This is a genomic window from Iodobacter arcticus (genome assembly GCF_042664895.1).
GTDB classification, from domain to species: domain Bacteria; phylum Pseudomonadota; class Gammaproteobacteria; order Burkholderiales; family Chitinibacteraceae; genus Iodobacter; species Iodobacter arcticus.
The window spans coordinates 21,061-43,938 of sequence record NZ_JBHTBQ010000015.1; the positions used below are offsets into that span (position 1 = coordinate 21,061).

A 22,878-nucleotide genomic window follows, 5' to 3' on the forward strand; every position below is an offset into this window, starting at 1 on the left:
TAGCCCGTCCCAGTTGAATGAAGTGTTAGATAAAACACTACTTCGAAAAGCTTGTCAAAAAGCTTGGGGTCAGGTCTTACATTTCACATCAGAGAAAATTTACAGTGGGTTTGCAAAGTAAATTAAATTGATTATTTCATGTCAAATGTAAGACCTGACCCTATAGGTTTTCCTGGAACGATTTGTTATGCATCCGGGTCATGCCACCAATCAGGCTCCAAAGAGCCGAAGTCGATATATCGTGGTGAGGCAAGTAACTCGATTGAATCCACATCGACTTCATCAATATCGCCTTCAAAGTCACCCTTGGCTGACAGAAGGAGTTCTGACTCAAATTCGAAGTCAACGGTCTTGGTTGCGGTACCCATAGAAACGTTGTCTTTATCTATTGAGTCGTGAACCGAAAGAGAAAATTTGCCCGAGGCCCTTCCGCGGATTAATACTGACAATGCAATAGAAATGTCTCCGTCCTGAAATTGCACGGGGGATAGGCGTGGGCGCTCTTCTGCATCTTGTAGAATCTCAAAGTCGACAAACTCAATTTCAACATAGTCGGCATCCCAGAAGAACGCGGAATCCGCATCGGGGTATGCATCGATTTCAGAAACTGCTGACGAGAGGAAAGAATCAATAGATGCAGAGATGTTCGTGGCATTACCACTCAGCAACTCTCCGCCAAGCCTCTCGCAAAATTTGAATGCTGCCTCTTGAGGCTGAAATGCAGCAATGCCTTCCGATAGGTCACCAATAACGTCTATCCACTCAGATTGCTTTCCGAATTCAGCCCAGTCGCTATCAGCTGAGATTGCGAGAATTTTGTAATTATTCTTCTTGGCAAATGATTCCAAAGATACCAATGCTATGGCGTCAGGAAACTCATTTTTCTTCTTTCCGGTCTCTGCAAATGGCGGAGCAGCTTGAAAGTAGCGCTTGATGAGGTTTGATATGTCAACATAATCCTCAGCCTTAATCACCTCCGCCCCTGTTCTTTCGACAAATGACTTTACCTTTTCCTTTGATATGTCTTGATCGGAATCGTTTGGGATGAAGTTGGCTCGTGCATCTTTAAGCTTCGAAGGATCTATCGGGAGATATTCAGCGCTTTGGTGGAAGGCTCGCTCAAGCTGCGCACGCGTCTCGACTACTTTCTTGCTTAAGTGCTTATGAACCTCACGGACCACAATTTCTGACAAAATCAGACCGATAGGTTTTCCATTGAATTGTTCCAGAGTTTTCATAAGCCCGCGATCAAGCTTGAGTCCCTGCTGATCAAAAATAGACGTATCAAGAGTAATTGCGCCGTATTTCATATTTTTCCTGTGGTCACAAGCGGCAGAAACTGAATAGATGCATAACGTTTGAATTAAGGGGCGCCGTTAGGCGTCCCGCTTGAATGTCGGGTTAGGCAACGATTCATAGTGGAATTAAGGTTCAATTTTCTCATGTTTTCTTAGCTCTTGATTTACCAGTTCGCTTACTCGGTTAATCAAAACTCTTTCTTGAGTAACCCATATTTTAGGAGCGGAATATCCAAGAAGAATAGATAAGGCAACAATTTTTGCGAGTGTAGTAAGATTCTCTTGGAGAGCACCAACAAAATAGAGAGCGATTACTAAACCAAGAATTGCACCAAGCATAAGCCTTAGAGTTAGCCATGCACTACGGGCTTCAGCAAGGTGGCTAGGTGCTCGATAGGTTTTTGTCGGATTTTTTGGTGGGGTATTTGGATTTATTGTAACTAATATTGATTGAGCAAGGCTTCCAATAACCGCCCCCGCAGGACAAAAAATAAGTAGTGCTAAATCATATTTTTTAAACCCTAGTTCGGTTAAAAATTCAATAATCATAGTTGTTTGCCTAACAAGATATAGACACCCTAAAAGGGCAGAAAAACCACCACCTTGGACGTATAAAAACGCCGCGCACCTTTGAAAAATCTTGTGGGGCGAGGCCTGAAGTATTTTATGCCGATATATTACACCCGATTGAGCAGGGGGTCCCACCCTTTCATTGCTATTGAGTCAGATTAGCTACTGATTTCTTAGGGTTTAGCGTAAGGTATGGCATGAATTTGATATAAAAATAGATGTCTTAACTGCTTTGTTTAATTATTTCTTCTGCGGGGTTTTTGCGGGGCAGGGTGATTATCTGTTTCGACTTGTGGTGATGCCTTTTAATGTGACTTAATTATAAGTGTTTGATTTTATTAGCTAGATTTAAACCCCTCACGCATGGGGTGCAAGACTGTATAAATACACAAAGCAAAAATTATAAATAATTTTTGCTTTGTGTGATGTTAACCGACGATAAGATATTACTTATTTTCAATAATAAATTTGTATACGTTATCTGGTTCAATAAACTTGCCTGCGACTTCTTTTTCTGATTTTTGAAATTGTTGTTTATAGCTTGTGTACTCAGTGAATTTTACGCCGCTAGGGTAATCTTCTCCTTTTTCGTATTGGTACTCGACCTTATCAAAAGTAATTAATCCTTGTGGATTAATTCGAATTCCAGTGCAAGATGCGAAAAGACTTGGTAGTTTTAAAAATACAACAGGCTTTGTTTTTTGATTAATTAAATAAACTGATGTATGCCTGATCGCTGTTCCACTGGAAGAGGGGGGGACACTTTCAAGGCAGGCATAGTCTTTTGATAAATAAACGTCGGCATTCCTTCCCTGATCTTCGATGTTTGCTATTTCGCCAGGAAATATCCTTGCTTTAGGTATTTGCAAAGACTTACCATCAATTTTAATTAAGCCATTACTGACTGATATATGGCGCTGCTGGCCTTTGATTTTCCCGCCCCATGAGTATTTTATATTTCCACTGGGTGGTGTGCTAAATGCTTCCAACTCATGCTTATCTGCTGATTTAAAAATAGCGTCGGATAAGGTGGAGTAGTAGCTCTCATACCCATCATAAGTATTTCCAGCGTTTGCGAAAGATGCCAAGAGGAATAGGCAGGCTAGTGGGGCTTTGTGTTTCATCGGTACTCTTTGCCAAATAGCCTTTGCCAGAATGTTGAGGTATTTAATGGTTCTGAAGTACAACCATTCTGCTGATTTATTTGTGTAAGAGTTGGCTTGCCCTGCGTGTCTTTCTGAATACAAAAGCTGACTTCGTGCCTATTGATAAATTCTCCGCCATATTGGGTGTCATCAGGGGCTTCAATGATTGCGCTGTAAATGACATTGTTTTCTAAGTTAAGCGGGGCTTGTTCTTCTTTGCTCATGGGCCAGCGCTGGCCGTAGCCTATGCAACGTCGCGCAGAATCTGGTTTAGGTATTTGCGTATCTTGTTTGGAAGTCAGGGACCAAGCTAATTTTGATGATGTATTTCTGTAATAGACATTAATATTAAAGCCTTGCCAATTACTATGATTTTCTAGTGCCTTAACAAAAAAGCATGGCTTGCCGTTTTGTAGAACGACTTCTGCATCATTTTCGTAGAGTTTGGATGCCGCATTTGCACTTCCTCCACAAAGCAAGACTATGAGTATTGCACTAGCGCGGAACATGAGTGGTGCTCGGAAGAAGTGACGCATTAGATGGAGTCCCTAAAAATACAGCTAATGCTGACCGTAAAAATGGCATGATTTTCGTGTAACGCAGTCCCGCTGTTTTAGGGAAGGTAATTGCCGCAAAATAATGGGAGATAAGCTCGCCTTGTTGTTCCATATTAAAATCTGAGAGCGCCTTCCCTGCGTCAGCTGTAGGGTTGTAGCGGTAGCCTAATCGGGCAAGAGCCGTGTCTAGGAATAGGGCAACTGACCATATCCCCAACTCGTGCAACGGCTTTGCCAAAAAAATTACTGCGTGCGGCTCCACTGACTACAACGCCGCCGTGGCTGGTTTGCTCGCCTAAGCGTATTACTCTTTTCATGCCTGCTACCTATGAGGGACCAAGATTAGTATATTAATTTTAATATTTGCTTACTCCACTAACAATTAGAGCTAGGGTTTATGGGCTAGGTAAGCTGACGTAATTAATGCACATTGGGGATTTCCGGAAGCGCCTCTACTGCACAGCCTGAGGGAAGTTTACTCAGCGCATCCATTACACTGCTGGCCGTCAGTTTTAAAAAAGCGCTGATCTCAAGGCCTGCGCTTTGTAAGCTCTTGGCTGTCCAGCTATTGCAGGTATTGAATAAGTGATAGGAGCCAACTGCCTCGTAAAACTGGCTGTCTCCGTAAATTCCTGCTTGGCCTGCAATGATGTTTTTGCTGCTGTTTTGGTAAAAGCTGGCGGCAATAAATTGATTAAGCGCGCTGAGTTGTTGGGGATTCAGGCAAAAGGCACGAGGGTTTTGCCGGGCTAAATGCCGCTCAGGTGATTGGGGTAGGGCAACCACATGGATAATGGAGCCAGATAAACCAAATATTGCGCGTAATGCCACTTTTACGGTGACATCCGGTATTTGATAAAAGCCTTTATCCCCCCAGCCAATTTCTAAGTAGGCCGCATTTGCAAAGCGCTGTTTTAATTCAGGAAATAAATCCTGTAATGGTTGGGCAGGCACCACTAATCCGGTATGCCAGCCATTATTTACCACATAAATTTTATTGAATTTTGAAGGAGCGGCAGAGGCGCGTTCCGGGGTATTTTCAGCTAGGGAAAATAGAGAAATAAAGCAGAGTAAAACTGCAACAGATTGAAATAAGTGGGGCATCATTTAAAAGTAAATTGAGATTAAAAATGGGATGGGTTTGAGTAAAATAAAAGCAGATAAGTATCGGGCCGCAGTTGCTCATTGAATATTGGGGTGAATAATGGCCGGATATAAATGGCCATTTTAAAGGCAAACCCGGCCCGATTTTGTTTAAAGGCTTAGCTTGGTATCACGCCACAAGCAAGCCGCATACCGCCTCCACCTAATGGAGAAGGGTGATCCGCGTGATTATCGCCGCCCAGATGAATCATCAAGCTGCGGCCTTTTAAATCGCCCATTTTTAAACGGGGAGCAAGCAGGGGGTGAGTATATTTGCCATCTTCGCCCACAATCATCGCGGGTAAATCCCCTAAATGGCCATCGCCCCAAGGCGAGCCGTGGCGTTTTGTGCCGCGTGGATCATAATGCCCACCGGCGGATAAGGCAGGCACCATTTTGCCATTTTGCTCCTTAGGTGTGCAGCTGCCGTTCTCATGCATATGAAAGCCATGAATGCCTGCACTTAAGCCTTCAATAGCAGGCGTAAAGACGAGGCCGTAGGCTGATTCTGAAACGATGATATGGCCGATTGATTTAACGCTGCCTTTGTCATCGACTAAATCCATAGGGACCGTGATATCGGCATGGGCGCTTAGAGCAAGGAAGATCGATAAACTGGCGATTTTCATAGCGTATCCTTTATGTAATCAAAGTGATAAGCAGGAAAGGCAAGGTGCTTTCGATGCGTCTCAGCAGTATAGGCCTGTGGTTCTAGGCCGCATGGGCAAATAATACGGTATCTGCCGAAGATCGCCGCCTCAGCTAATCACCTCCGCCGCCGCCCCCACCACATCCTCCGCTGCACCCGCCACTACAGCCACTGCTGTCACCACTACTACTCTCGCTGCTACTGCCGCCGCTATCGCTGGTAAAAAAATCGGCGCCGCAATGCACGGTTCCATTGCCTGTTTGTTGCCTGCAATCAGGCGAGTAGTAAAAGCCATCGGCCAGATTCCATTTTGCATCTAAGGCAAAGAGCAAAGGCAAGCGGGTAGGATGTTTTGGGTTGATATTTTCTTCAAGGCAGGCGTAGTACCACACTTTGCGTAAGCCATCGTTATTATTGGCGCTCATTGCACTGGCAGGTGTGTGGTGCAAATAGCGGCCAAAGGCTTTTTGGCAAAAGGCCTGATAGTTCTTGGTGTAAAGAATAAATTCATGCCATAAATCGTCGACCACTTGCGAGGGCATGGCAATCTGGTGATGGCTACTCTTGTGATAAACCAAAAAAAACTGCCTTAAGGCGTGGGCTACCAGCTGCCTGTCTTTAAGGCTTAGCTCCGGGCGTGTTTTCTGCAGCTTATCGAGTAAGCCCGCAGGAAACATATAGCTGCGGATGAAATCTGCTCTAGCTGCTTTTCTAAGCTGCAGCCACATGATGAAAAGGAAGATACAAAGGGCAAGAATAAGAAAGGGCATGTCAGCTCTTATTTGAAAGTGCTATTGCTGGGGGCTTCCGGATGTATTCAATACGCCCGGAAGCAGCCTATCAAGCGTCTAAACCATCCTGTACGAGCTCCGCCGCACGTAAGACTGCGCGGGCTTTATTCAGGGTTTCTTGCCATTCACTTTCGGGCACCGAGTCGGCCACGATGCCGGCCCCTGCTTGCATATAGAGAGTTTTATTTTTGATGACGGCGGTGCGCAGCGCAATGGCCACATCCATATCGCCATTAAAGCCCAGATAGCCAACTGCACCTGAATAAATGCCGCGCTTCACCGGCTCAAGCTCGGCAATGATTTCCATGGCTCGCACTTTAGGTGCGCCCGAAACCGTACCGGCAGGGAAGGTGGCTTTCAGTACGTCGATATTACTCATACCCGCTTGAAGCTTGGCTTCCACACTAGACACAATATGCATCACATGCGAGTAACGCTCGATCACCATTTTATCGGTGACTGCTACGCTACCGGTTTGCGCTACGCGGCCCGCATCGTTGCGGCCCAGATCCATCAGCATAATATGCTCGGCAATTTCCTTCGGGTCGGCCAAGAGTTCGGCGGCGAGTGCTTCGTCTTCAAGACGGGTTTTGCCGCGAGGGCGCGTGCCGGCAATCGGGCGCACGGTCACGGTGTCGTTTTCAAGACGCACCAAAATCTCTGGTGATGCACCCACAATATGAAAGTCACCAAAATGGTAGAAAAACATATAGGGCGATGGATTTAAGGAGCGTAGCGCCCGGTAAAGCGAGAGCGGCGATTCTTCAAAGGGCAAGCTCATCCGCTGCGAAAGCACCACCTGCATGATGTCGCCATCAATAATGTAATCTTTAGCCTTGAGCACAGCGGCTTTAAAGGCTTCTTCGCCAAAGCCTGATGTCATCTGGCTTTGGCTGGGGGCTTTGCCTTGCAGCGGGATTTTTGCAGGCTCGCGTAATGCCATGCGCAGGGTGTGTATGCGATCGGCGGCAATTTGGTAAGCGTTGTTTTGCTCGGCATTGGCGTACACCACCATAAACAGCTTGCCGGATAAATTATCAACGACCACTAATTCTTCAGATAGCAATAGCTGGATATCAGGCGCGCCAATTTCATCAGGCTTTTGTGTGCTAGCGAGTTTCTTCTCGATATAGCTGATGGTTTCGTAGCCAAAATAGCCGACTAAACCACCCAAGAAACGCGGCAGCATTTTATTGGCCGGGGCGCGATAGCGTTGCTGAAAGCTTTCAATAAAATCGAGCGGATTGCCCTGATACGTTTCGATCACTTCATCATTGCAAATCACTTCGGTGTGGTTTCCAACTACTTTTAAACGCGTGCGTGCTGGCAGGCCGATAAAGGAGTAGCGACCAAAACGCTCGCCACCGACTACCGATTCTAAAAGATAGGTGTAAGGCTGATTGGCGAGCTTCAGATAAACAGATAGCGGGGTATCTAAATCGGCAAACAGCTCTAGTGTCAGCGGAATGCGGTTATAGCCTTGGTCTTTAAGGGCGTTGAATTCATCAATCGATAACATGGGCGTACTCCAAAGTTTGTCTTTGCGTTAAGGCAGTGACAGCTAGGCAAGAAAGGCGGGGCAGAGAAATCAGGAGCGACGCCATCGTGATGTGTTGGAGTAAAAGTCCATGGTGCTCTGAAAAGTGAGGCGTTAACCCTGATTTTTGCCGATCTTGACTGAAATGGTCAACCTTATTGATGTGTTCAGTTTGAAAATAGCCCGATTAAGGCCTCGTCAGCGGCGTCATTGTGCATAAAGCGCACATCGCTTGCGCTTTAAATTCGCCTTATCTCGCAAGGCGGGGTTAAAAGCACGCTGAGTACCTTATTGCCCGAGTATTTCATCCTTATTTTTTACGCTTTATTTCTCTTGGTGGCGTTTTATCACATCAGCTGAAAGCGAGCAGAAAGGCCGCATATATTGATGGCATTCCCCTAATGAGGACTGCTCATGTACCCCGTTATCTTAAAACAGGTTAGTAAGCACTATCGCCTAGGCTCGGTGGATGTGCCCGCTTTGCAAGAGGTCAATCTCGTTATTTACCCCAACCGCTTTACGGTGATTGCTGGTCAGTCCGGTAGTGGTAAAAGCACGCTACTGAATTTGATCGGCTGCATTGATCGGGCCGATCAGGGGGATGTGATTGTGGCGGGGCAATATATTGCGCAGCTACCTGATGATGCATTGGCTGATTTCAGAGCGCGGCATCTAGGTTTTATTTTTCAGAATTTCAATTTATTAGCGGTGTTGTCTGCGTTTGAAAATGTGGAATACCCGCTGCGCATGTTGAATATCCCTGCTGCCAAACGCAGAACCCGCGTGATGGATTTACTGGATGCGGTGGGGTTGGCTGATAAAGCACATCATCGCCCAGGGCAGCTTTCCGGCGGGCAAAGACAAAGAGTCGCGATTGCACGAGCACTGGCCCCAGCGCCGCAATTGGTGCTGGCCGACGAGCCAACGGCCAATCTGGATAGCCAGACCGGCAAGGCGATTTTGCAATTGATGCGCCGTATGCAGCTGGAGCATCAGGTGAGCTTTGTGTTTTCTTCGCATGATCCGCAGGTGTTGGCCGAGGCCGATGATGCCGTTTTGATTCGCGACGGACGAATTGTGTCTGTAGAGCAGCGCGACCGATCGGCTGTGAAAAAGCAGGAGGTGCTGGTGTGAATATCTTCTCTTTAGCGCTACGTAATCTCTTACGCAATTATCGCCGCTCGCTGGCCACGCTGCTGGCGATGCTGGTGGGGGCGGTTACCATCTTATTATTTGGCGGCTATAGCCAGGATCTGAATCTGGGCTTGCAAACCGGCTTTGTACAAAGCAGCGGCCATTTGCAAATTCAGCATAAAGATTACTTTCTGTATGGCAACGGCAATCCGGCGGCTTACGGAATTGCCCATTACCCGGCGCTGCTCAGTGTGCTTAAAAAAGACCCTGTGCTGGCGCCCATGCTGAATGTGATTACGCCCACGCTGAGCTTGGGCGGCATTGCTGGGAATTATTCGGCGGGCGTTTCACGCACCGTGCTTGGGCGCGGTGTGGTGGTGGAAGATCAGAACAAGCTAGGGCTTTGGAATGATTATGATTTTCCTATTACACCCAAGCAATCAGCGCTGACGGGCACATCAGAAGATTCGGTGGTGATTGGCACGGGAGTGGCGCGGGTTTTGGCTTTGTGCGGCGCTTTACACGTTAAAAATTGCCCACAGCCTGCCGCTGAAGCAAGCAGTGGCTCCGATGCGCCTGCTGATGTGATGGCGCTGTCGGAAGGGACTGGCAGTAAAGCCATTACGGGGCGTATTGAAATGCTGGCAGCTAATTCGCATGGCGCGCCCAATGTGGCGGCTTTAACCGTGGTGAAGGCAGAAACCATTGGCGTGAAAGAGCTGGACGATATGTTTGTGGGCCTGCATTTATCGCAGGCCCAAAAGTTAATTTATGGCGCGGGCACGCCGCAGGTGACGGCAATTGTATTGCAGCTTAAGTACAGCAGCCAAATGGCGGCAGCTAGGGCGCGTCTGACGGTACTAATGGCTGGGCCGCTTAAAGCGCAGCCGCTAGAGGTGCTGGATTACACCGTGATTAACCCACAATACGGGCAAATTACGGGCATGTTTGCCGCCATCTTTGGCTTTATTGCCTTACTGATTGGCTCGATTGTGCTGTTTACCGTGAGCAATACCATGAGCATGGCGGTGGTGGAGCGGACGGTAGAAATTGGCACTTTACGTGCCATGGGGCTGCGTCAGTCTGGCATTCGCCAATTATTTGTCTGTGAGGGGATGCTCCTGGGGGCGATGGGCGCGGTGACGGGCGTGTTTACCGCTTTGGTTTTAGCTTGGCTGGTGAATCACAGCGGCTTTACCTGGACCCCACCGGGCAATGTAGATCCTATTCCGCTTACGGTACGCGTGTGGGGTGAAAGCCAGATGTTATTGACTACGGCACTTGGGCTGATCGGGGTGGCTTTACTGTCTGCATGGTGGCCGGCAAGGCGCGCTGCTCAGCTCAATATTGTGGATGCCTTACGGCACGCCTGAGCAGAGGCCCGCATTGCATCTTTTTGCATTAAGCCGCTTGCGGGCGATTGCGCCAACTCGGCTGATTGATGTGCTTTACTTTGCTGCTTAAGCCATATGGAGATTTTGATGAAACTACTGTTTGTTTTAGGCCTGTTCATCAGTAGCGCTAGTTTTGCCAGCATGGATGCTCAGGCTTTGCTGGCGGCTAGCGATGCAATTCGTAATCCGACTCAATCTTTTGGCCTGACTTCCACGCTGATCGAATACCGAAAAGGCAAAGAAACCGATAGAAATACGCTGGCGATTTATTCACGGCCGGATGGCGGGCGCTTTCGTAACTTGATTCGCTTTGTGGCACCTATTCGTGATGCCGGCAAATTGATGCTTAAAGATGGCAATGATCTGTGGTTTTACGATCCGGCCAGCAAAGCCAGTGTGCGGATTTCACCCCAGCAACGTTTACTGGGGCAGGCGGCGAATGGCGATGTGCTGACGGTTAATTTGGCGCTGGATTACCGTGCAGAGCTGGCTGGCGAAGAAGAAATACAGGATGGGGATCGTAAAAATCGAGCTTGTTACAAGCTAAAGCTTAAAGCGATTTCACCGGATCTTACTTATCACTCGATTGAAATGTGGCTGGATAAAACCAGCAAGCAGCCGGTTAAATCCTTGTTTTATACAGAGAGCGGGCGCTTATTAAAAACGGCTTATTTCCGCCGTTATCAGCCTCAGCTGGGGGCTGAGCGCCCGAGTGAAACGGTGATTATTGATGGTTTGGACCCCGCTTGGGTCACGGTGATTAAAAACAGCGATTATGCTTGGCGTGATGTACCGACCAGCTGGTTGCAGCGAGATTATCTACCCCGCTTTAAGCCGGAGTAAGCGATGAAATGGCTTATTGGCTTGCTGTGCTCTGCCGCATTCGCCAGCGATCAGGATGCTTTGCTGCTGGCGGATCAGACTTCGGCAGCGCCTGTAGAAAGCAGCGATTGGCTGCTGTCGGTGGAAGGCGCGTGGGGCAGGGCGCGTTTGGATCATGGCTATGAAAATACCCAGCGCCGGTCTTTGGATTTTCGTCTGGATACCCGAGTGGCGGCGGATTGGCGCGTGGTGCTGGCGGATCGGCTCGATGGTTTCGGGCCAGGTTGGCAAGATCCGGAAAGCAAGGTCAATACTTTAAAAGAAGCGTATGTAAGCTGGCAGCCGGTGGACGATATGGTCCTAGATTTTGGCCGTATCAATACCCGCTACGGCGTGGGGCTGGGCTATAACCCCAGCGATTACTTTAAAGAAGGAGCGGTCAGATCGGTGGTTTCGGTGGCTCCTGCTAGCTTACGTGAAAATCGTCAGGGTAGTGTAATGTTGCGTGGGCAAAAGCTCTGGGCAGGCGGGGCGTTTACTGGGCTGATTTCGCCGAAATTGGCAAATTATGCAGATCGCGATGCATTCAGCTTTGATTGGGGGGCAAGCAACCCGCGCAATCGTTATTTGCTGGCTTTGAGCCAGAATGGGGCGATTTCTTCGCAATTCTTAATCTTTGGCGACGCTGATTCTCAGCCGCAGCTCGGGCTGAATTTAACCGGCTTACTCAATGATGCAACGGTGCTGCATGCCGAGCTCAGCACCGCCGAAGGTGGGCGGGTTTATCGTCTGGCGAGCGGGCTGACCTGGACATCTGAATCCAAGCTGTCGCTTAGCTTGGAATATCAGTACGATGGCGGAGCTAAAAACGCAGCAGAGTGGCAGGCTTTGCAAGGGAGGCCATTGCAAGACTATTGGCGTTACCGCAACGAGGCGCAGTCGCGCCAGTCTATGCTCACTCGGCAAGCCACTATGGTTCAGGCTCGTTGGCCGGATTTAATGCCCCAGCTGGAGCTGGCGGCGATGTGGCGGCATGATTTAATTGATAGTAGTGATATGGCGTGGTTTGAGGCGCGTTATCACTTTAAAACGGTTGATGTGGCTTGGGAATGGCAGCTTAATCGTGGGAATGCGCTCAGCCAGTACGGCGCTTTGCCCGAGAGGCGATCAAGCAGCTTGTTATTAAAGTATTTCTTTTAGCGGTGTTTGACGCTTTTTACCTGATCTTTTTAAACAGTGGCCACAACCATGATTAATTTTCCGCTGTTACTGGCGCGCTGGTGGCGTGATTTGCCGGTTTTATTGGTGGTGAACACGCTGATTGCCGTGTTATGCACTTTATCGAGTAAGCCAGAGTATTTTCTGGATAACTTACTGATTTCGCATTCGATCGGTTTTAGTATTTCTGCGCTGAATACGCTCGCTTTTTGCTCCGGTGGCGGCATGGGCGGGCATCGTTTATGGCGCTTGATTGTGGTGCTGCCACTGGGCTTATTCTGTGGTTTTAAGCTGGCCTATTTTTTAGGTGCACCCGATGTTATTAGTTATTTTTGGCTTAATCCGCAGTATCAATGGCGCTGGATTGCTCTGGCTTTTCTGGTGTCGGTGGCGGCAACGGGTTTTTTCTTTGTGCTTTATCGCTCGCAAACGTATCGCGCCCAGCTGGCTACAGAACAGCAGCAGCTGGCAGAAGTGCGGCAATCTGAAATCGCCGCGCAATTGGCCATGCTGCAAGCGCAAATCGAGCCGCACTTTTTATTTAATACCTTGGCGAATATGCGCAGCCTAATTACCCGCGATGCGGCGCTTGCACAAACTATGCTCGATCATTTAAATGATTATTTGCGTGCCAGCTTAAGCCGCACACGTAAAAAGCAAGTCACGCTGGCTGAAGAGCTGGATTTAGTCTGTGCTTTACTGGCGATCACCAAAATTCGCCTTGGCGATCGTTTGCAATACCAGATCGATGTGCCCGCCGATTTACAAGCTGCGCTCTTACCGCCGCTGCTTTTGCAGCCCTTGGTAGAAAATGCCTTAGAGCATGGCATTGAGCCTGCAATCGAGGGCGGCCAGCTGCATATTGTGGCGGATGTCTTTGAAAAACTACTGCGCTTGCGGGTCTACGATACGGGCTTGGGTTTGCAAACGGCCGGGGAAGAAGGCGTGGGCCTGCCTAATGTACGTAAGCGTTTAGAAAACCTCTATGGCAAACAGGGGCGTTTGGCGCTTTATCCCAATGTACCCTGTGGTGTGATTGCTGAATTAACCCTGCCTTTGAATAAAATTTGAGCGAAGGAAACCCCATGCCCACCGCCTTAATCGCCGACGATGAGCCGCTGCTTGCCAGCAGTCTTGCAGAGCGCTTGCAAGTGCTTTGGCCGGATTTAAATATTGTGGCCGTGGTAAAAAACGGGCTAGAAGCGGTGAGTGAGCTCAATCGCCTCTCGCCTGATTTTGCTTTTTTAGATATCCGCATGCCGGGCTTAAGTGGCTTGCAGGTGGCCAGCACTTTGCGTGATACGCGGGTGGTGTTTGTTACCGCATTTGATGAATATGCGATTTCAGCGTTTGATAATTCGGCACTTGATTACCTGTTAAAGCCGGTGAGTGATGATCGGCTTTTGCAATGCGTGACTCGTTTGCAAAGGGAGCGTAAGCCGCAGTTTGATTTCAACGCCCTATTGAGCAGCATACAAAAAGAAGCGGCTCCGCTGGCATGGCTAACTGTGGGTCTGGGGGATGTGACGCGTTTGGTGGCGGTGGATGAGGTGCTGTTTTTTCAATCGGCGGATAAATACACTGAGGTGGTCACTGCGCACGAGCGGCATTTAATCCGAACTTCTTTAAAAGATTTATTGCCGCAATTACAAGCTAAAAGCTTTGCTCAAGTGCATCGGGCTTATATCGTGAATTTGCATGTGGTTGCGCGTATTGAGCGGGATATTCTTGGGCGGCAGCGTATTGAGCTTAAAAATAGTCAACACACCTTACCTTTAAGCCGTAGTTTTGCGGCGCAATTCAGGCAGATGTAGTTTTATTAATCTATTGAGCAATAGGTAAGCGTCGTTGTGAAGCTTGAATGCATCCGCGGATGTTGCGTTTTTATTGCGTTTTAAAGTAATTTTTTTCAAAACAGCAAATTCTTATGTACCCCGTTAAGGCTGTTCTGGCTTAGAATCTCAGCTCTGATAAAAATATTGAGTTTTTTTGCTGCTTGTCGAACGTTATGTTCGTCATAAGTAAAGGCCTGATTTAAGCGTAATCAATATTTTGTGGTGAGTAGCCGTTAATTTACCCCGCAAAGCATGAAATAGAGCCCAATCTGGTTTTTGCACAGCAAAACAATCTTAAGTCTGATCGCTGCCAGGGGTTTGATAATGAATATTTCACAACGTTTAACTGCGTTAATCGCAGTTGCGTTACTTTCTTTGCTGTCAGTTATGCTGCTGGGCGTATCCAAGCTGAATGATCAGGCCGCGCGTTTAAAGTATATTTCTGAACACTCAATGCAAAGCGCTTTATTGGCTAATCGAATTGCCAATGATCTGAATCAAAATCGTATTGTTTTATTTGTGCATATTTTGTCTTCTAAAGATCAGGAAAAAGCAGAAATTGTTAAATTTGTCTCGGCGAATCGTGATTTGCTGACGAAAAATATCAATGCCTATAGCCAGCTGGCTTCCGAGCAAGAGGATGGAGCGCTCTATAAGCAATTACAATCGGCATATAATGATTACGATCAGCTGTATATGAATGCGATTAAATTATCAGATGATCGCGATTTTACGGCTGCATTTGAGCTGGCGAATACCACAGGGTTTTCTAAATTTACCGCTGTGATTGAGCCGGTAAACGGCTTGGTTAAATTTAATGAAGATCATGCTAAAAAAGTGATTATTGAGGCTGAATCAGCTAATTCTAAATCAGTGGTATTGTTTTTGATGATTTCTGGTTTGGGCGTGGTCTTGGTTTCCTTTATTGGCGTACTGATTTATCGGGCAATTAAAAAGCCAATGACAGAGAGTCTGGCGGCATTGTCTTATATTGAAAAAAATCTTGATTTTACTGGCCGTATTCCGGTTAGTGGTCATGATGAAATTAGCCAGTTGGTTAAAGCAGTTAATCATATTTTAGAAACGGTACAAAAAAGTTTTGTGAGTATCGAGCAATCGATTAAAAAAATGTCAGGCTCGGCGATTGAAGTGTCGGCGAATACCCAGCAGCTTACAAAAATTTCTGCAGTATCAAGTGAATCAGCTGCGCATATGGCCGCAACAGTTGAAGAAGTCACAGTAAGTATTAATCATGTGGCCGAGCGCGCCAGAGACACCAAGGCGCACACTCAGGATTCCGGTCGTTTAGCCAGCGATGGTGAGCGTGTGATTAATACAACGGTGACAGAAATTGATGCGATTGCCGGCACAGTGCGTGAAGCCTCGGCAGAAATGAGCGATTTGCAGCTTAAAAGCAATCAGATCCGCACCGTAGTGAATGAAATTAAAGAAATCGCTGATCAGACCAATTTATTGGCTTTGAATGCAGCAATTGAGGCGGCAAGAGCAGGAGAGCTGGGGCGCGGCTTTGCCGTGGTGGCCGATGAGGTGCGTAAATTAGCCGAGCGTACCAGCCGCTCTACCCAGGAAATTGCCAATACGGTGAGCGCTATTCAGGAGGGCTCGGACAGAGCCGTGGCGCGGATGCGGCAAGTGGTGTTGCAGGTTGAAGAAGGCGTGGCCCATGCGCGGGATGCAGGCTCGGCTATTGCTAATATCCGTGTGGCTTCAAATTTAGTGGTTAATTATGTTGTGGATATTTCTGAAGCTTTGGTTGAGCAGAGCAGCGCCAGCACGGCAATGGCACAGCAGGTTGAAAAAATCGCGCATATGTCTGAACAAACAAATGATGCGGCTGTGCAATCAGCTGCCTCGGCAGATCAGTTGCAGCAATTAATTGAAACGGTACAAAAAACGATTTCTGGCTACCGACTTTATTAATAAACAGGCCATTTTATTCAATAAGCCCCGTGTAAATGGGGCTTATTGCTATTTAATTTTGGAGGGGTAATGTTACAGCGGCTAAAACAATCGAGTTCTTTCTGGATGATTCTGGCTTGTTTTTGCTTTGGAATCATGGGTGTTTTTGTGAAACTGGGCAGTGTGCAGTTTTCTATTTCGGAGCTGGTTTTTTATCGCTGTATTGCGGGGTTTGTTGGTATTTTATTTGTGGTGATGTTGCAAGGAAATACATTAAAAGTAAGCTTGCCTATGCTGAAATTGCATATGTCCCGTTGTGTGGCTGGTTTTGTTGCATTATTGTTTTATTTTTATGCGATTGCTCATCTGGCCTTGCCTACTGCGGTGACGCTCAGCTATACCTCGCCCTTATTCTTAACGTTAATTACCATCTTTTATCTAAAGCAAAAACCGCAAGGCGGCCAGATTCTCGCCATAATGATTGGTTTTGTGGGGGTGGTGCTCTTGTTAAAGCCTACCTTTGAAAGCGCGCAATGGCAGGCAGGTTTACTGGGTTTGCTCTCTGGCCTGCTGTCCGGAGTGGCTTATTTTAATGTGAATAAATTGGGTCAGGCGGGTGAGCCTGCATGGCGTACGGTTTTTTACTTTTCTCTGGTTTCATCTTTAGGTGCGGCTGTATTAATGGGACTGCAAGATGAGCCTTTAACCATGCTGGACAGCCGTAATATTTGGATTGTGCTTGGTTTGGGTGTTTCTGCCACGGTTGCACAGTTGGCGATGACGCGCGCATATAGCCGGGGCAAGACGCTGGCAGTGGCAAGCCTCGCTTATCTGACGGTGCTGTTTGCTACCCTATTTGCTGTATTGCTCTGGGATGAGCAGCTTCATTTGTCCAGTTATATCGCCATGGCTTTGATTGCGGCATGTGGCATATTATCAAGCGCCTTAAAAATGAATAAAAGTGTTAGCCTGAGCCCCTGACAGGGGGCTTTATAAAAAATGTATTGCCCGCTGGCTTGCTGTCGTTGATGACGTGCGGCGTTTAAGGAGAAATTCATGCGATTTTTGTTGTCGAATGACGATGGTTATTTTGCCCCTGGTATTGTTGCGCTTGCAGATGCTTTACGTGAAGAAGGCGAGGTGATTGTCTGCGCGCCAGAGAGGGATCGCAGCGGGGCCAGTAATTCATTGACTTTGGATCGCCCTTTAAGCGTTCGTAAAGCACCAAGCGGTTTTTTATATGTAAACGGCACGCCAACCGATTGTGTTCATCTGGCCGCAACGGGCCTGATGGAATCTCTGCCTGATATGGTGGTTTCAGGGATTAATCATGGCGCGAATATGGGCGATGATACGATTTACTCCGGTACGGTGGCGGCTGCTACAGAAGGCCATCTATTAGGCGTGCCTGCGATGGCGATTTCTTTGGCGTCGCGTAACCCGCAGCATTTTGCTACGGCCGCTCAGGTTGCCCGAGATTTAGTGCAGCGCTTTATCGCATCCCCATTTGCATCGCCTGTTTTATTAAATGTGAACGTACCGGATATCCCTTACGCAGAATTAAAAGGGGTGTTAATGACGCGTTTGGGGCGTCGACATAAATCCTCCGGCGTGATTCAATCCAAAAATCCGCGCGGCGAAACCATTTGGTGGGTAGGGCCGGTGGGGGAAGTGTCCCATGCGGGTGAAGGGACTGATTTTTATGCTGTAGCCCATGGCTATGTCTCTGTGACTCCTTTGTCGGTTGATTTAACCGCTAAATCTCAACTTGATCTTGTCTCTACATGGCTATCCGATTAAATATTGCCGCCTTAGGCGGTGCAGGCATGACCTCTGCCCGAACTCGTGCGAGGCTGGTTGATCGTTTAAAAGCGCAGGGTATCAGCCATCCTGCGGTGCTTGCTGCGATGGCTGAAGTGCCCCGTCACGGTTTTATGGATGAGGCGCTGGCGCATAAAGCCTATGACGATGTGTCATTGCCGATTGGTTTTGGCCAGACGATTTCTCAACCCTATATTGTGGCTCGTATGACCGAGCTGGCAATGGCTGCGGCTCAGCACGATAAAGTGTTGGAAATCGGTACGGGGTGCGGCTACCAAACAACGGTTCTGGCTTTATTGTTCAAAACGGTTTATTCCATCGAGCGGATCGGGGGCTTGCATAAAGCCACGCGTGAGCGCTTGAGCAAGCTAGGGGTGCATAACGCGCGCCTGCGCCATGGCGACGGCAGCAAGGGGCTTGCCGAAGCCGCTCCCTATGATGTCATTATTATTACTGCCGCCGCGCCTATTTTGCCGGAAGATATGCTCCCTCAGCTGAAAGTAGGGGGGCGATTGATTTTTCCGGTCGGCGAGGCCGAGCAAGAGTTGCGTCAGATTGAGCGTACAGAAGAAGGCTTTGTAGAAACGCGTTTAGAAAAAGTTCATTTTGTGCCGCTACTACCCGGTGTTGTGTAAATCTTTTTGATCAAGGATCTGTGCATGATGGGCGCGGTTTGCTTGCGTCCGTTGCGCTTGCGAGCTTGAGTGCTGTGAGTGGCAGTCTTGATTTATTTATAAGTAAGGAGATAAATCTGTGAATTGGCAATGTCTGTGTGCCCCTTTGGCTTTAATGCTTGGCGCGTGCGCCAGCCAGCCTAGCCCCCCCGCCCCGATTGTTGATCGCAATAGCCAGCAAGCGGTAACGCCAGCCCCCCGTGTTAATGCGCCGCTTGTGCCTGCTATGAATGCAGATCCACGTCCGGCAGCTTACATCGTTAAAAAAGGCGACACCCTCTATCGTATCGCGCTTGATCATGGTTTGGCCTATCGTGATTTAGCGGCGTGGAATAATGTAAGCGATGTGAACGGAATTAAAATCGATCAATCCTTACGCTTGACCGCACCCGATGGCGGCGTTGAAATCCGGCCTTTAAAAACGGATGATGTGCAAAAAACAGACATAAAAACAGAGCTTAAGGCAGAAAATAAAAACTACCCCAAAGTAGTGAAAGTCCCCTACGGCGCACAATCAGCCAGTGCCGTGGCTGCGCTCTCTGAAGGCCCTGTTGTTGCGCCAAAATTACAATCTGACAACACAAAACTACCGTCTGTCGCCGCTTCTGCCGGATCAGTGGCGCTAGGGGCTGTTGAGGTGCGGGGGGCCTCAGCTGTAAAAACAGCAGAAAAACCAAGTGTTAATGCCTCTTCTGCACCAAATAATGCCGATGAAAAGCTGGGTGATTGGGTTTGGCCTACAGCAGGAAAAGCAGTAAAAGGTTTTTCTGAGGAAAATCGCGGTATTGATATCTCTGGAAAAATAGGCCAGTCTGTAATTGCATCAGCTAAGGGTAAGGTTGTTTACGCAGGAGCAGGTTTACGTGGCTATGGGAAAATGATTATTCTTAAGCATAACCAAGAATTCCTGACTGCGTATGCGAATAACAGTAAACTTCTAGTCAAGGAAGGGGATGAAGTAAGAAAGGGGGATAAAATTGCTGAGATGGGTAATAGCGATAGTGATCAGGTCAAACTGCACTTTGAAATGCGCAGATTTGGGAAGCCGGTAGACCCTGCAAAATACATCCAAGCGGAAAAAAAATGAACGATCAGCTTGATATTCTGGAAGAGGAATTACTCGAGGAAGCAGAAGACCTCGAGAAGGCCGAGCAAGAAGAGGGGGCGGAGATTGAGGCCGAACCCGCTGCAGATGAAGCCGAAGCACATGTTCATGAAAGTACCGGCGACGTCACGCAGATTTATCTGAATGAAATTGGCCAAAGCAAATTACTCACCCCTGATGAAGAGCGCGCCTTATCTCGGCGCGTGGTTCAGGGAGATTTTCAGGCCCGGCAAAAAATGATTGAGCACAATTTGCGCTTAGTCGTAAATATCGCCAAGCATTATATTAATCGCGGCATGACCCTGCTTGATTTAATTGAAGAAGGGAATATCGGATTAATGCATGCATTAGAAAAATTCGACCCTGAGCGGGGCTTTCGCTTTTCTACTTATGCCACGTGGTGGATCAGGCAAAGTGTAGAGCGCGCAATTATGAATCAATCACGTACTATTCGATTGCCGGTGCATGTGATTAAAGAATTAAATGTCTATTTGCGTGCTCAGCGGCATTTGGAAGCGCAATTGGGGCATGAGCCTGTGATTGAAGATATTGCGCATTTGGTGGGCAAATCAGTAGAAGATGTGCGCCGGGTGATGAGCTTAAATGAAAGAGTTGCGTCTTTAGATGCGCCTCTGGATATTGATCCGATGCTCACCATTGGTGAATCCATTCCTGATGATCAGCACGATGGCCCTGAAGCCATATTACAAAATGCCGAAGTAGAGCGTTATGTGCGTGAATGGTTAAAGCAGCTTAATGAAAAACAAAGAATTGTAATAGAACGCCGCTATGGCTTGAATGGTTATGAAGTCTGTACTTTAGAAGACTTGGCCGCCAATTTAAATTTAACACGTGAGCGTGTGCGGCAAATTCAGATTGAAGCATTAGAACAATTACGCCGTATCTTACGCCGGTATGGCGTAACGAGTGATGTCTTGCTCTGATCGAGAAGTACCTCTGTTTATAAAAAACCAGTGAGATCCACTGGTTTTTTTTATGGCCTGATTTCTTAAAAATGATTGCAAATGCTTGTTTTCGCCTAAGCAAGGGTGAAGGTGAAACTATGCCGCTTGCGATGACATAGATTTGAAGGCAGAGATCAGCTATACCGTGATTCATCCTCCTACTATTTATTGATTAATAGGGAAATAGAGATGAAAGTCATAATAGGGCTGGTTTTGCTGTTGATGATGATGCCCGCTATCGCGAAAGAGGATGAACGAGGCGGGCGGGTGGATGCAGAAAACATGGTTAAAAAAGCCATTGCCTATCTCAATGTAAATGGTCCGCAGGAAAGCTTTGCGGCTTTTACTGCACCCAGCCAGGCTTTTGTGGATAAAGATATTTATATTGCCGTTTATGATCGGCAGGGTGTTTGCCGTGCGCATGGGCAAACAGCAAAAATGGTAGGGAAAAATTTCATGAATATCGTGGATATCAGTGGCAAAGAATATATAAAAGAAAGAATTAAATTGGCAGCAAGTCAGCAGGAATTCTGGCATCAATATAAGTTTACTGATCCTATTAGCAAGAAAATATTAAAAAAAGATATGTTCTGTAAAAATAACAATCAATTTATAGTGTGTGCGGGTGTTTATTTTCCGGATAAATAATTAAATCAGGAAAGACTAGGGTTTTGAGTGATGAAAATATCCATTAAATATAAAGTAATGCTCCCTGCTTTATTATCTATTGGCCTCTTGCTCTGCATCGCCACGGTGGCTTATTTATGGGTGGGCCGCCAAGTGCAGGCAACTGAGCTGCTTTATGATACCAACTATAAAAAGAGCCATGCCCTGAATAGAATTGCCAATGATGCTTATATGATCAGGGGCGATGTTTATCAGCTATTGGCGAGTATTAGATCGAATAATGATCAGGCCCGCAGCCGGGTGCTTGGCAAGACGCTGATTAGCAAGCTGGATGATGCCATTGAAAAAATAGGACAGGTGGGGGCTGATGAATTAGGTGCAGATCGGGTTAGCCAGCTAAAAAATGCCTTATCCAAGTACAGAATGCTGCTGATTGATGCCTTTGATATGTTTGGTAATGATGATAATTTGGCTGGAATGATTGTACTTTCGGCAGACCCCAGCTTTGTTGCATTTAACGCTTTACTGCGTCAGGAGCTGGAATTACAAAACAAAAACATGGCTGAGCAGCAAGAAAAAAATACCCAGCACAGAGAGCAATCTAGTTACCGTTTTATTTTATTATCGGGCGCTGCACTTTGTTTATCCTTACTGAGCGCATGGTTTCTGGGGGGGCGTTTTTCCGCCATGATTATTTATTTCTCTGAAAATATTCGTCATTGTGCTCAAGGTGATTTGAGCCATGAAGTGATTAAAAAGAGTGATGATGAAATTGGCGCGGCGATTGAATCATTTGAATATATGCGGCTAAATCTAATTGGCTTGATTGCTGCAATACAGGATCAGGCAGATAGAGTGGGGGATTTAGTGGCACAAATTAATTTAAGCTGCGATGAAACGCTGCAACAGAGCCATCACCAATCGCAAATGATGAACAATAATTTTGGCACACTAGAAGCCCTGTCAGGCAGCATTAGTCTGGTGGGGAATATAGGTAATGATGCAGCACACAAATTTAATGAAATGCAGCAAAGAACGCTAAGCATATTAAATACCAGTGGTAAGCAGCTTGATCGCTCTCTGGAAATTAAAAAAATTGTTTTTCTGATTGAGAAAATAGCAGAGAAAACAAATTTGCTTGCTTTAAATGCCGCAATAGAAGCGGCAAGAGCCGGAGAAAAGGGCAGAGGGTTTGGCGTAGTGGCGGCAGAAGTAAGACGGCTTGCCGAACAAACGGCCGTGGCGACTTTAGAAATTGGAAAGCTTATCCATGATGATGGGATCAGTGCAGATGCTGCTGAAGCCAATAACGAAGCTGGAAAAGGCCAGTTGAAAATTGAGCAAATTATTCAGCAAATTAATCACGAGGCTGATCAGTTTAAAGCAGATTTAAATGAATTAAACCTAGCGATGGATCAGCAAATTAAATCGGTGCAAAGTGTTTCTGAAACGATGGCCCTTTTTTTGCAGCAAACTGAATCAACACAAAATATCACGACCTTAACCGCTCAGCACGCTAAAGCGCTAAAAGCCAGCGCAGAGCCATTAATAAACGCAATTGGGCGTTTTTCTGTGCATTAGTTTTATTGCTGGTGTTTTTTTACTTTTTATCAGGTCAATCACCGGTGCGGTTGTCGGTGTCAACGGTACCGCTCATCTCTTTTTGCAGGCAG

At 47.1% G+C, this 22,878-nt stretch carries 23 protein-coding genes; 14 read left to right on the forward strand and 9 right to left on the reverse strand.

Annotated elements, in window-relative coordinates; genetic code table 11:
• Positions 1-185: 185 nt before the first annotated feature.
• From ACFQNF_RS10060 to trpE, 9 genes are all read right to left on the reverse strand, one after another.
• A complete protein-coding gene (locus ACFQNF_RS10060) occupies positions 186-1,310 on the reverse strand; it encodes a PIN domain-containing protein (RefSeq protein ID WP_380187863.1) in 1,125 nt (374 codons plus the stop codon).
• A gap of 114 nt (positions 1,311-1,424) precedes the next feature.
• The gene (locus ACFQNF_RS10065) at positions 1,425-1,847 is read right to left on the reverse strand and encodes a hypothetical protein (protein WP_380187864.1); all 423 of its coding nucleotides are present in this window, start codon (positions 1,845-1,847) and stop codon (positions 1,425-1,427) included.
• Positions 1,848-2,314: 467 nt separating this feature from the next.
• The gene (locus ACFQNF_RS10070; RefSeq protein WP_380187865.1) at positions 2,315-2,992 is read right to left on the reverse strand and encodes a hypothetical protein; all 678 of its coding nucleotides are present in this window, start codon (positions 2,990-2,992) and stop codon (positions 2,315-2,317) included.
• Entirely contained in the window at positions 2,989-3,549 is a 561-nt protein-coding gene (locus ACFQNF_RS10075; RefSeq protein WP_380187866.1) for a hypothetical protein, read from the reverse strand. The genes ACFQNF_RS10070 and ACFQNF_RS10075 overlap by 4 nt, the downstream gene beginning before the upstream one ends.
• A gap of 161 nt (positions 3,550-3,710) precedes the next feature.
• Positions 3,711-3,887, reverse strand: coding sequence for a PAAR domain-containing protein (locus ACFQNF_RS10080; protein WP_380187867.1), 177 nt, complete (start codon positions 3,885-3,887; stop codon positions 3,711-3,713).
• Positions 3,888-3,990: 103 nt separating this feature from the next.
• On the reverse strand, positions 3,991-4,677 hold the full coding sequence (locus ACFQNF_RS10085) for a TIGR02117 family protein (RefSeq protein WP_380187869.1): 687 nt from the start codon (positions 4,675-4,677) through the stop codon (positions 3,991-3,993).
• 155 nt (positions 4,678-4,832) lie between these two features.
• Positions 4,833-5,342: a superoxide dismutase [Cu-Zn] SodC gene (gene sodC / locus ACFQNF_RS10090; protein ID WP_380187870.1), complete on the reverse strand. Its 510-nt coding sequence runs from the start codon at positions 5,340-5,342 to the stop codon at positions 4,833-4,835.
• Positions 5,343-5,475: 133 nt separating this feature from the next.
• Entirely contained in the window at positions 5,476-6,132 is a 657-nt protein-coding gene (locus ACFQNF_RS10095) for a glycine-rich domain-containing protein (protein ID WP_380187871.1), read from the reverse strand.
• A gap of 70 nt (positions 6,133-6,202) precedes the next feature.
• Positions 6,203-7,672 (reverse strand): anthranilate synthase component I, encoded by a 1,470-nt coding sequence (trpE, locus tag ACFQNF_RS10100; protein WP_380187872.1) that lies wholly within the window; start codon positions 7,670-7,672, stop codon positions 6,203-6,205.
• A 432-nt stretch (positions 7,673-8,104) separates the two neighbouring features.
• On the opposite strand from trpE, the gene ACFQNF_RS10105 reads away from it, so the two are divergent.
• From ACFQNF_RS10105 to ACFQNF_RS10170, 14 genes are all read left to right on the forward strand, one after another.
• Positions 8,105-8,824, forward strand: a complete 720-nt coding sequence (locus ACFQNF_RS10105; RefSeq protein WP_046349792.1) for an ABC transporter ATP-binding protein — start codon at positions 8,105-8,107, stop codon at positions 8,822-8,824.
• Positions 8,821-10,197, forward strand: coding sequence for an ABC transporter permease (locus tag ACFQNF_RS10110; protein WP_380187873.1), 1,377 nt, complete (start codon positions 8,821-8,823; stop codon positions 10,195-10,197). The genes ACFQNF_RS10105 and ACFQNF_RS10110 overlap by 4 nt, the downstream gene beginning before the upstream one ends.
• Before the next feature lie 108 nt (positions 10,198-10,305).
• Positions 10,306-11,061, forward strand: coding sequence for an outer membrane lipoprotein-sorting protein (locus ACFQNF_RS10115; protein ID WP_380187874.1), 756 nt, complete (start codon positions 10,306-10,308; stop codon positions 11,059-11,061).
• Between the two features lie 3 nt (positions 11,062-11,064).
• Entirely contained in the window at positions 11,065-12,240 is a 1,176-nt protein-coding gene (locus tag ACFQNF_RS10120; protein ID WP_380187876.1) for a hypothetical protein, read from the forward strand.
• A 48-nt stretch (positions 12,241-12,288) separates the two neighbouring features.
• Complete coding sequence (locus ACFQNF_RS10125; RefSeq protein ID WP_380187877.1) at positions 12,289-13,329, forward strand: sensor histidine kinase; 1,041 nt, start codon at positions 12,289-12,291, stop codon at positions 13,327-13,329.
• 14 nt (positions 13,330-13,343) lie between these two features.
• Positions 13,344-14,072, forward strand: a complete 729-nt coding sequence (locus ACFQNF_RS10130; protein ID WP_046349798.1) for a LytR/AlgR family response regulator transcription factor — start codon at positions 13,344-13,346, stop codon at positions 14,070-14,072.
• A 345-nt stretch (positions 14,073-14,417) separates the two neighbouring features.
• On the forward strand, positions 14,418-16,034 hold the full coding sequence (locus tag ACFQNF_RS10135) for a methyl-accepting chemotaxis protein (protein ID WP_380187878.1): 1,617 nt from the start codon (positions 14,418-14,420) through the stop codon (positions 16,032-16,034).
• A gap of 69 nt (positions 16,035-16,103) precedes the next feature.
• A complete protein-coding gene (locus ACFQNF_RS10140; protein WP_380187879.1) occupies positions 16,104-16,994 on the forward strand; it encodes a DMT family transporter in 891 nt (296 codons plus the stop codon).
• A 75-nt stretch (positions 16,995-17,069) separates the two neighbouring features.
• Positions 17,070-17,813, forward strand: coding sequence for a 5'/3'-nucleotidase SurE (surE, locus tag ACFQNF_RS10145; RefSeq protein WP_046349799.1), 744 nt, complete (start codon positions 17,070-17,072; stop codon positions 17,811-17,813).
• The gene (locus ACFQNF_RS10150) at positions 17,798-18,469 is read left to right on the forward strand and encodes a protein-L-isoaspartate(D-aspartate) O-methyltransferase (protein ID WP_465262210.1); all 672 of its coding nucleotides are present in this window, start codon (positions 17,798-17,800) and stop codon (positions 18,467-18,469) included. The genes surE and ACFQNF_RS10150 overlap by 16 nt, the downstream gene beginning before the upstream one ends.
• Before the next feature lie 118 nt (positions 18,470-18,587).
• A complete protein-coding gene (locus ACFQNF_RS10155) occupies positions 18,588-19,595 on the forward strand; it encodes a peptidoglycan DD-metalloendopeptidase family protein (protein ID WP_380187880.1) in 1,008 nt (335 codons plus the stop codon).
• Complete coding sequence (gene rpoS, locus ACFQNF_RS10160; protein WP_380187881.1) at positions 19,592-20,557, forward strand: RNA polymerase sigma factor RpoS; 966 nt, start codon at positions 19,592-19,594, stop codon at positions 20,555-20,557. Before ACFQNF_RS10155 ends, rpoS begins: the two co-directional genes overlap by 4 nt.
• A 243-nt stretch (positions 20,558-20,800) precedes the next feature.
• On the forward strand, positions 20,801-21,226 hold the full coding sequence (locus ACFQNF_RS10165) for a cache domain-containing protein (protein WP_380187882.1): 426 nt from the start codon (positions 20,801-20,803) through the stop codon (positions 21,224-21,226).
• 30 nt (positions 21,227-21,256) lie between these two features.
• Positions 21,257-22,786 (forward strand): methyl-accepting chemotaxis protein, encoded by a 1,530-nt coding sequence (locus tag ACFQNF_RS10170; RefSeq protein WP_380187883.1) that lies wholly within the window; start codon positions 21,257-21,259, stop codon positions 22,784-22,786.
• Positions 22,787-22,878: the final 92 nt, after the last annotated feature.

Coding starts and splice junctions, on each gene's coding strand:
- ACFQNF_RS10085 (WP_380187869.1), bottom strand. CDS start 4,677: ATGATGCCCCACTTATTTCAATCTGTTGCAGTTTTACTCTGCTTTATT.
- ACFQNF_RS10060 (WP_380187863.1), bottom strand. CDS start 1,310: ATGAAATACGGCGCAATTACTCTTGATACGTCTATTTTTGATCAGCAG.
- ACFQNF_RS10065 (WP_380187864.1), bottom strand. CDS start 1,847: ATGATTATTGAATTTTTAACCGAACTAGGGTTTAAAAAATATGATTTA.
- ACFQNF_RS10115 (WP_380187874.1), top strand. CDS start 10,306: ATGAAACTACTGTTTGTTTTAGGCCTGTTCATCAGTAGCGCTAGTTTT.
- ACFQNF_RS10080 (WP_380187867.1), bottom strand. CDS start 3,887: ATGAAAAGAGTAATACGCTTAGGCGAGCAAACCAGCCACGGCGGCGTT.
- ACFQNF_RS10125 (WP_380187877.1), top strand. CDS start 12,289: ATGATTAATTTTCCGCTGTTACTGGCGCGCTGGTGGCGTGATTTGCCG.
- trpE (WP_380187872.1), bottom strand. CDS start 7,672: ATGTTATCGATTGATGAATTCAACGCCCTTAAAGACCAAGGCTATAAC.
- ACFQNF_RS10070 (WP_380187865.1), bottom strand. CDS start 2,992: ATGAAACACAAAGCCCCACTAGCCTGCCTATTCCTCTTGGCATCTTTC.
- ACFQNF_RS10150 (WP_465262210.1), top strand. CDS start 17,798: ATGGCTATCCGATTAAATATTGCCGCCTTAGGCGGTGCAGGCATGACC.
- rpoS (WP_380187881.1), top strand. CDS start 19,592: ATGAACGATCAGCTTGATATTCTGGAAGAGGAATTACTCGAGGAAGCA.
- sodC (WP_380187870.1), bottom strand. CDS start 5,342: ATGAAAATCGCCAGTTTATCGATCTTCCTTGCTCTAAGCGCCCATGCC.
- ACFQNF_RS10140 (WP_380187879.1), top strand. CDS start 16,104: ATGTTACAGCGGCTAAAACAATCGAGTTCTTTCTGGATGATTCTGGCT.
- ACFQNF_RS10095 (WP_380187871.1), bottom strand. CDS start 6,132: ATGCCCTTTCTTATTCTTGCCCTTTGTATCTTCCTTTTCATCATGTGG.
- ACFQNF_RS10120 (WP_380187876.1), top strand. CDS start 11,065: ATGAAATGGCTTATTGGCTTGCTGTGCTCTGCCGCATTCGCCAGCGAT.
- ACFQNF_RS10135 (WP_380187878.1), top strand. CDS start 14,418: ATGAATATTTCACAACGTTTAACTGCGTTAATCGCAGTTGCGTTACTT.
- ACFQNF_RS10105 (WP_046349792.1), top strand. CDS start 8,105: ATGTACCCCGTTATCTTAAAACAGGTTAGTAAGCACTATCGCCTAGGC.
- ACFQNF_RS10165 (WP_380187882.1), top strand. CDS start 20,801: ATGATGATGCCCGCTATCGCGAAAGAGGATGAACGAGGCGGGCGGGTG.
- ACFQNF_RS10075 (WP_380187866.1), bottom strand. CDS start 3,549: ATGCGTCACTTCTTCCGAGCACCACTCATGTTCCGCGCTAGTGCAATA.
- ACFQNF_RS10170 (WP_380187883.1), top strand. CDS start 21,257: ATGAAAATATCCATTAAATATAAAGTAATGCTCCCTGCTTTATTATCT.
- surE (WP_046349799.1), top strand. CDS start 17,070: ATGCGATTTTTGTTGTCGAATGACGATGGTTATTTTGCCCCTGGTATT.
- ACFQNF_RS10130 (WP_046349798.1), top strand. CDS start 13,344: ATGCCCACCGCCTTAATCGCCGACGATGAGCCGCTGCTTGCCAGCAGT.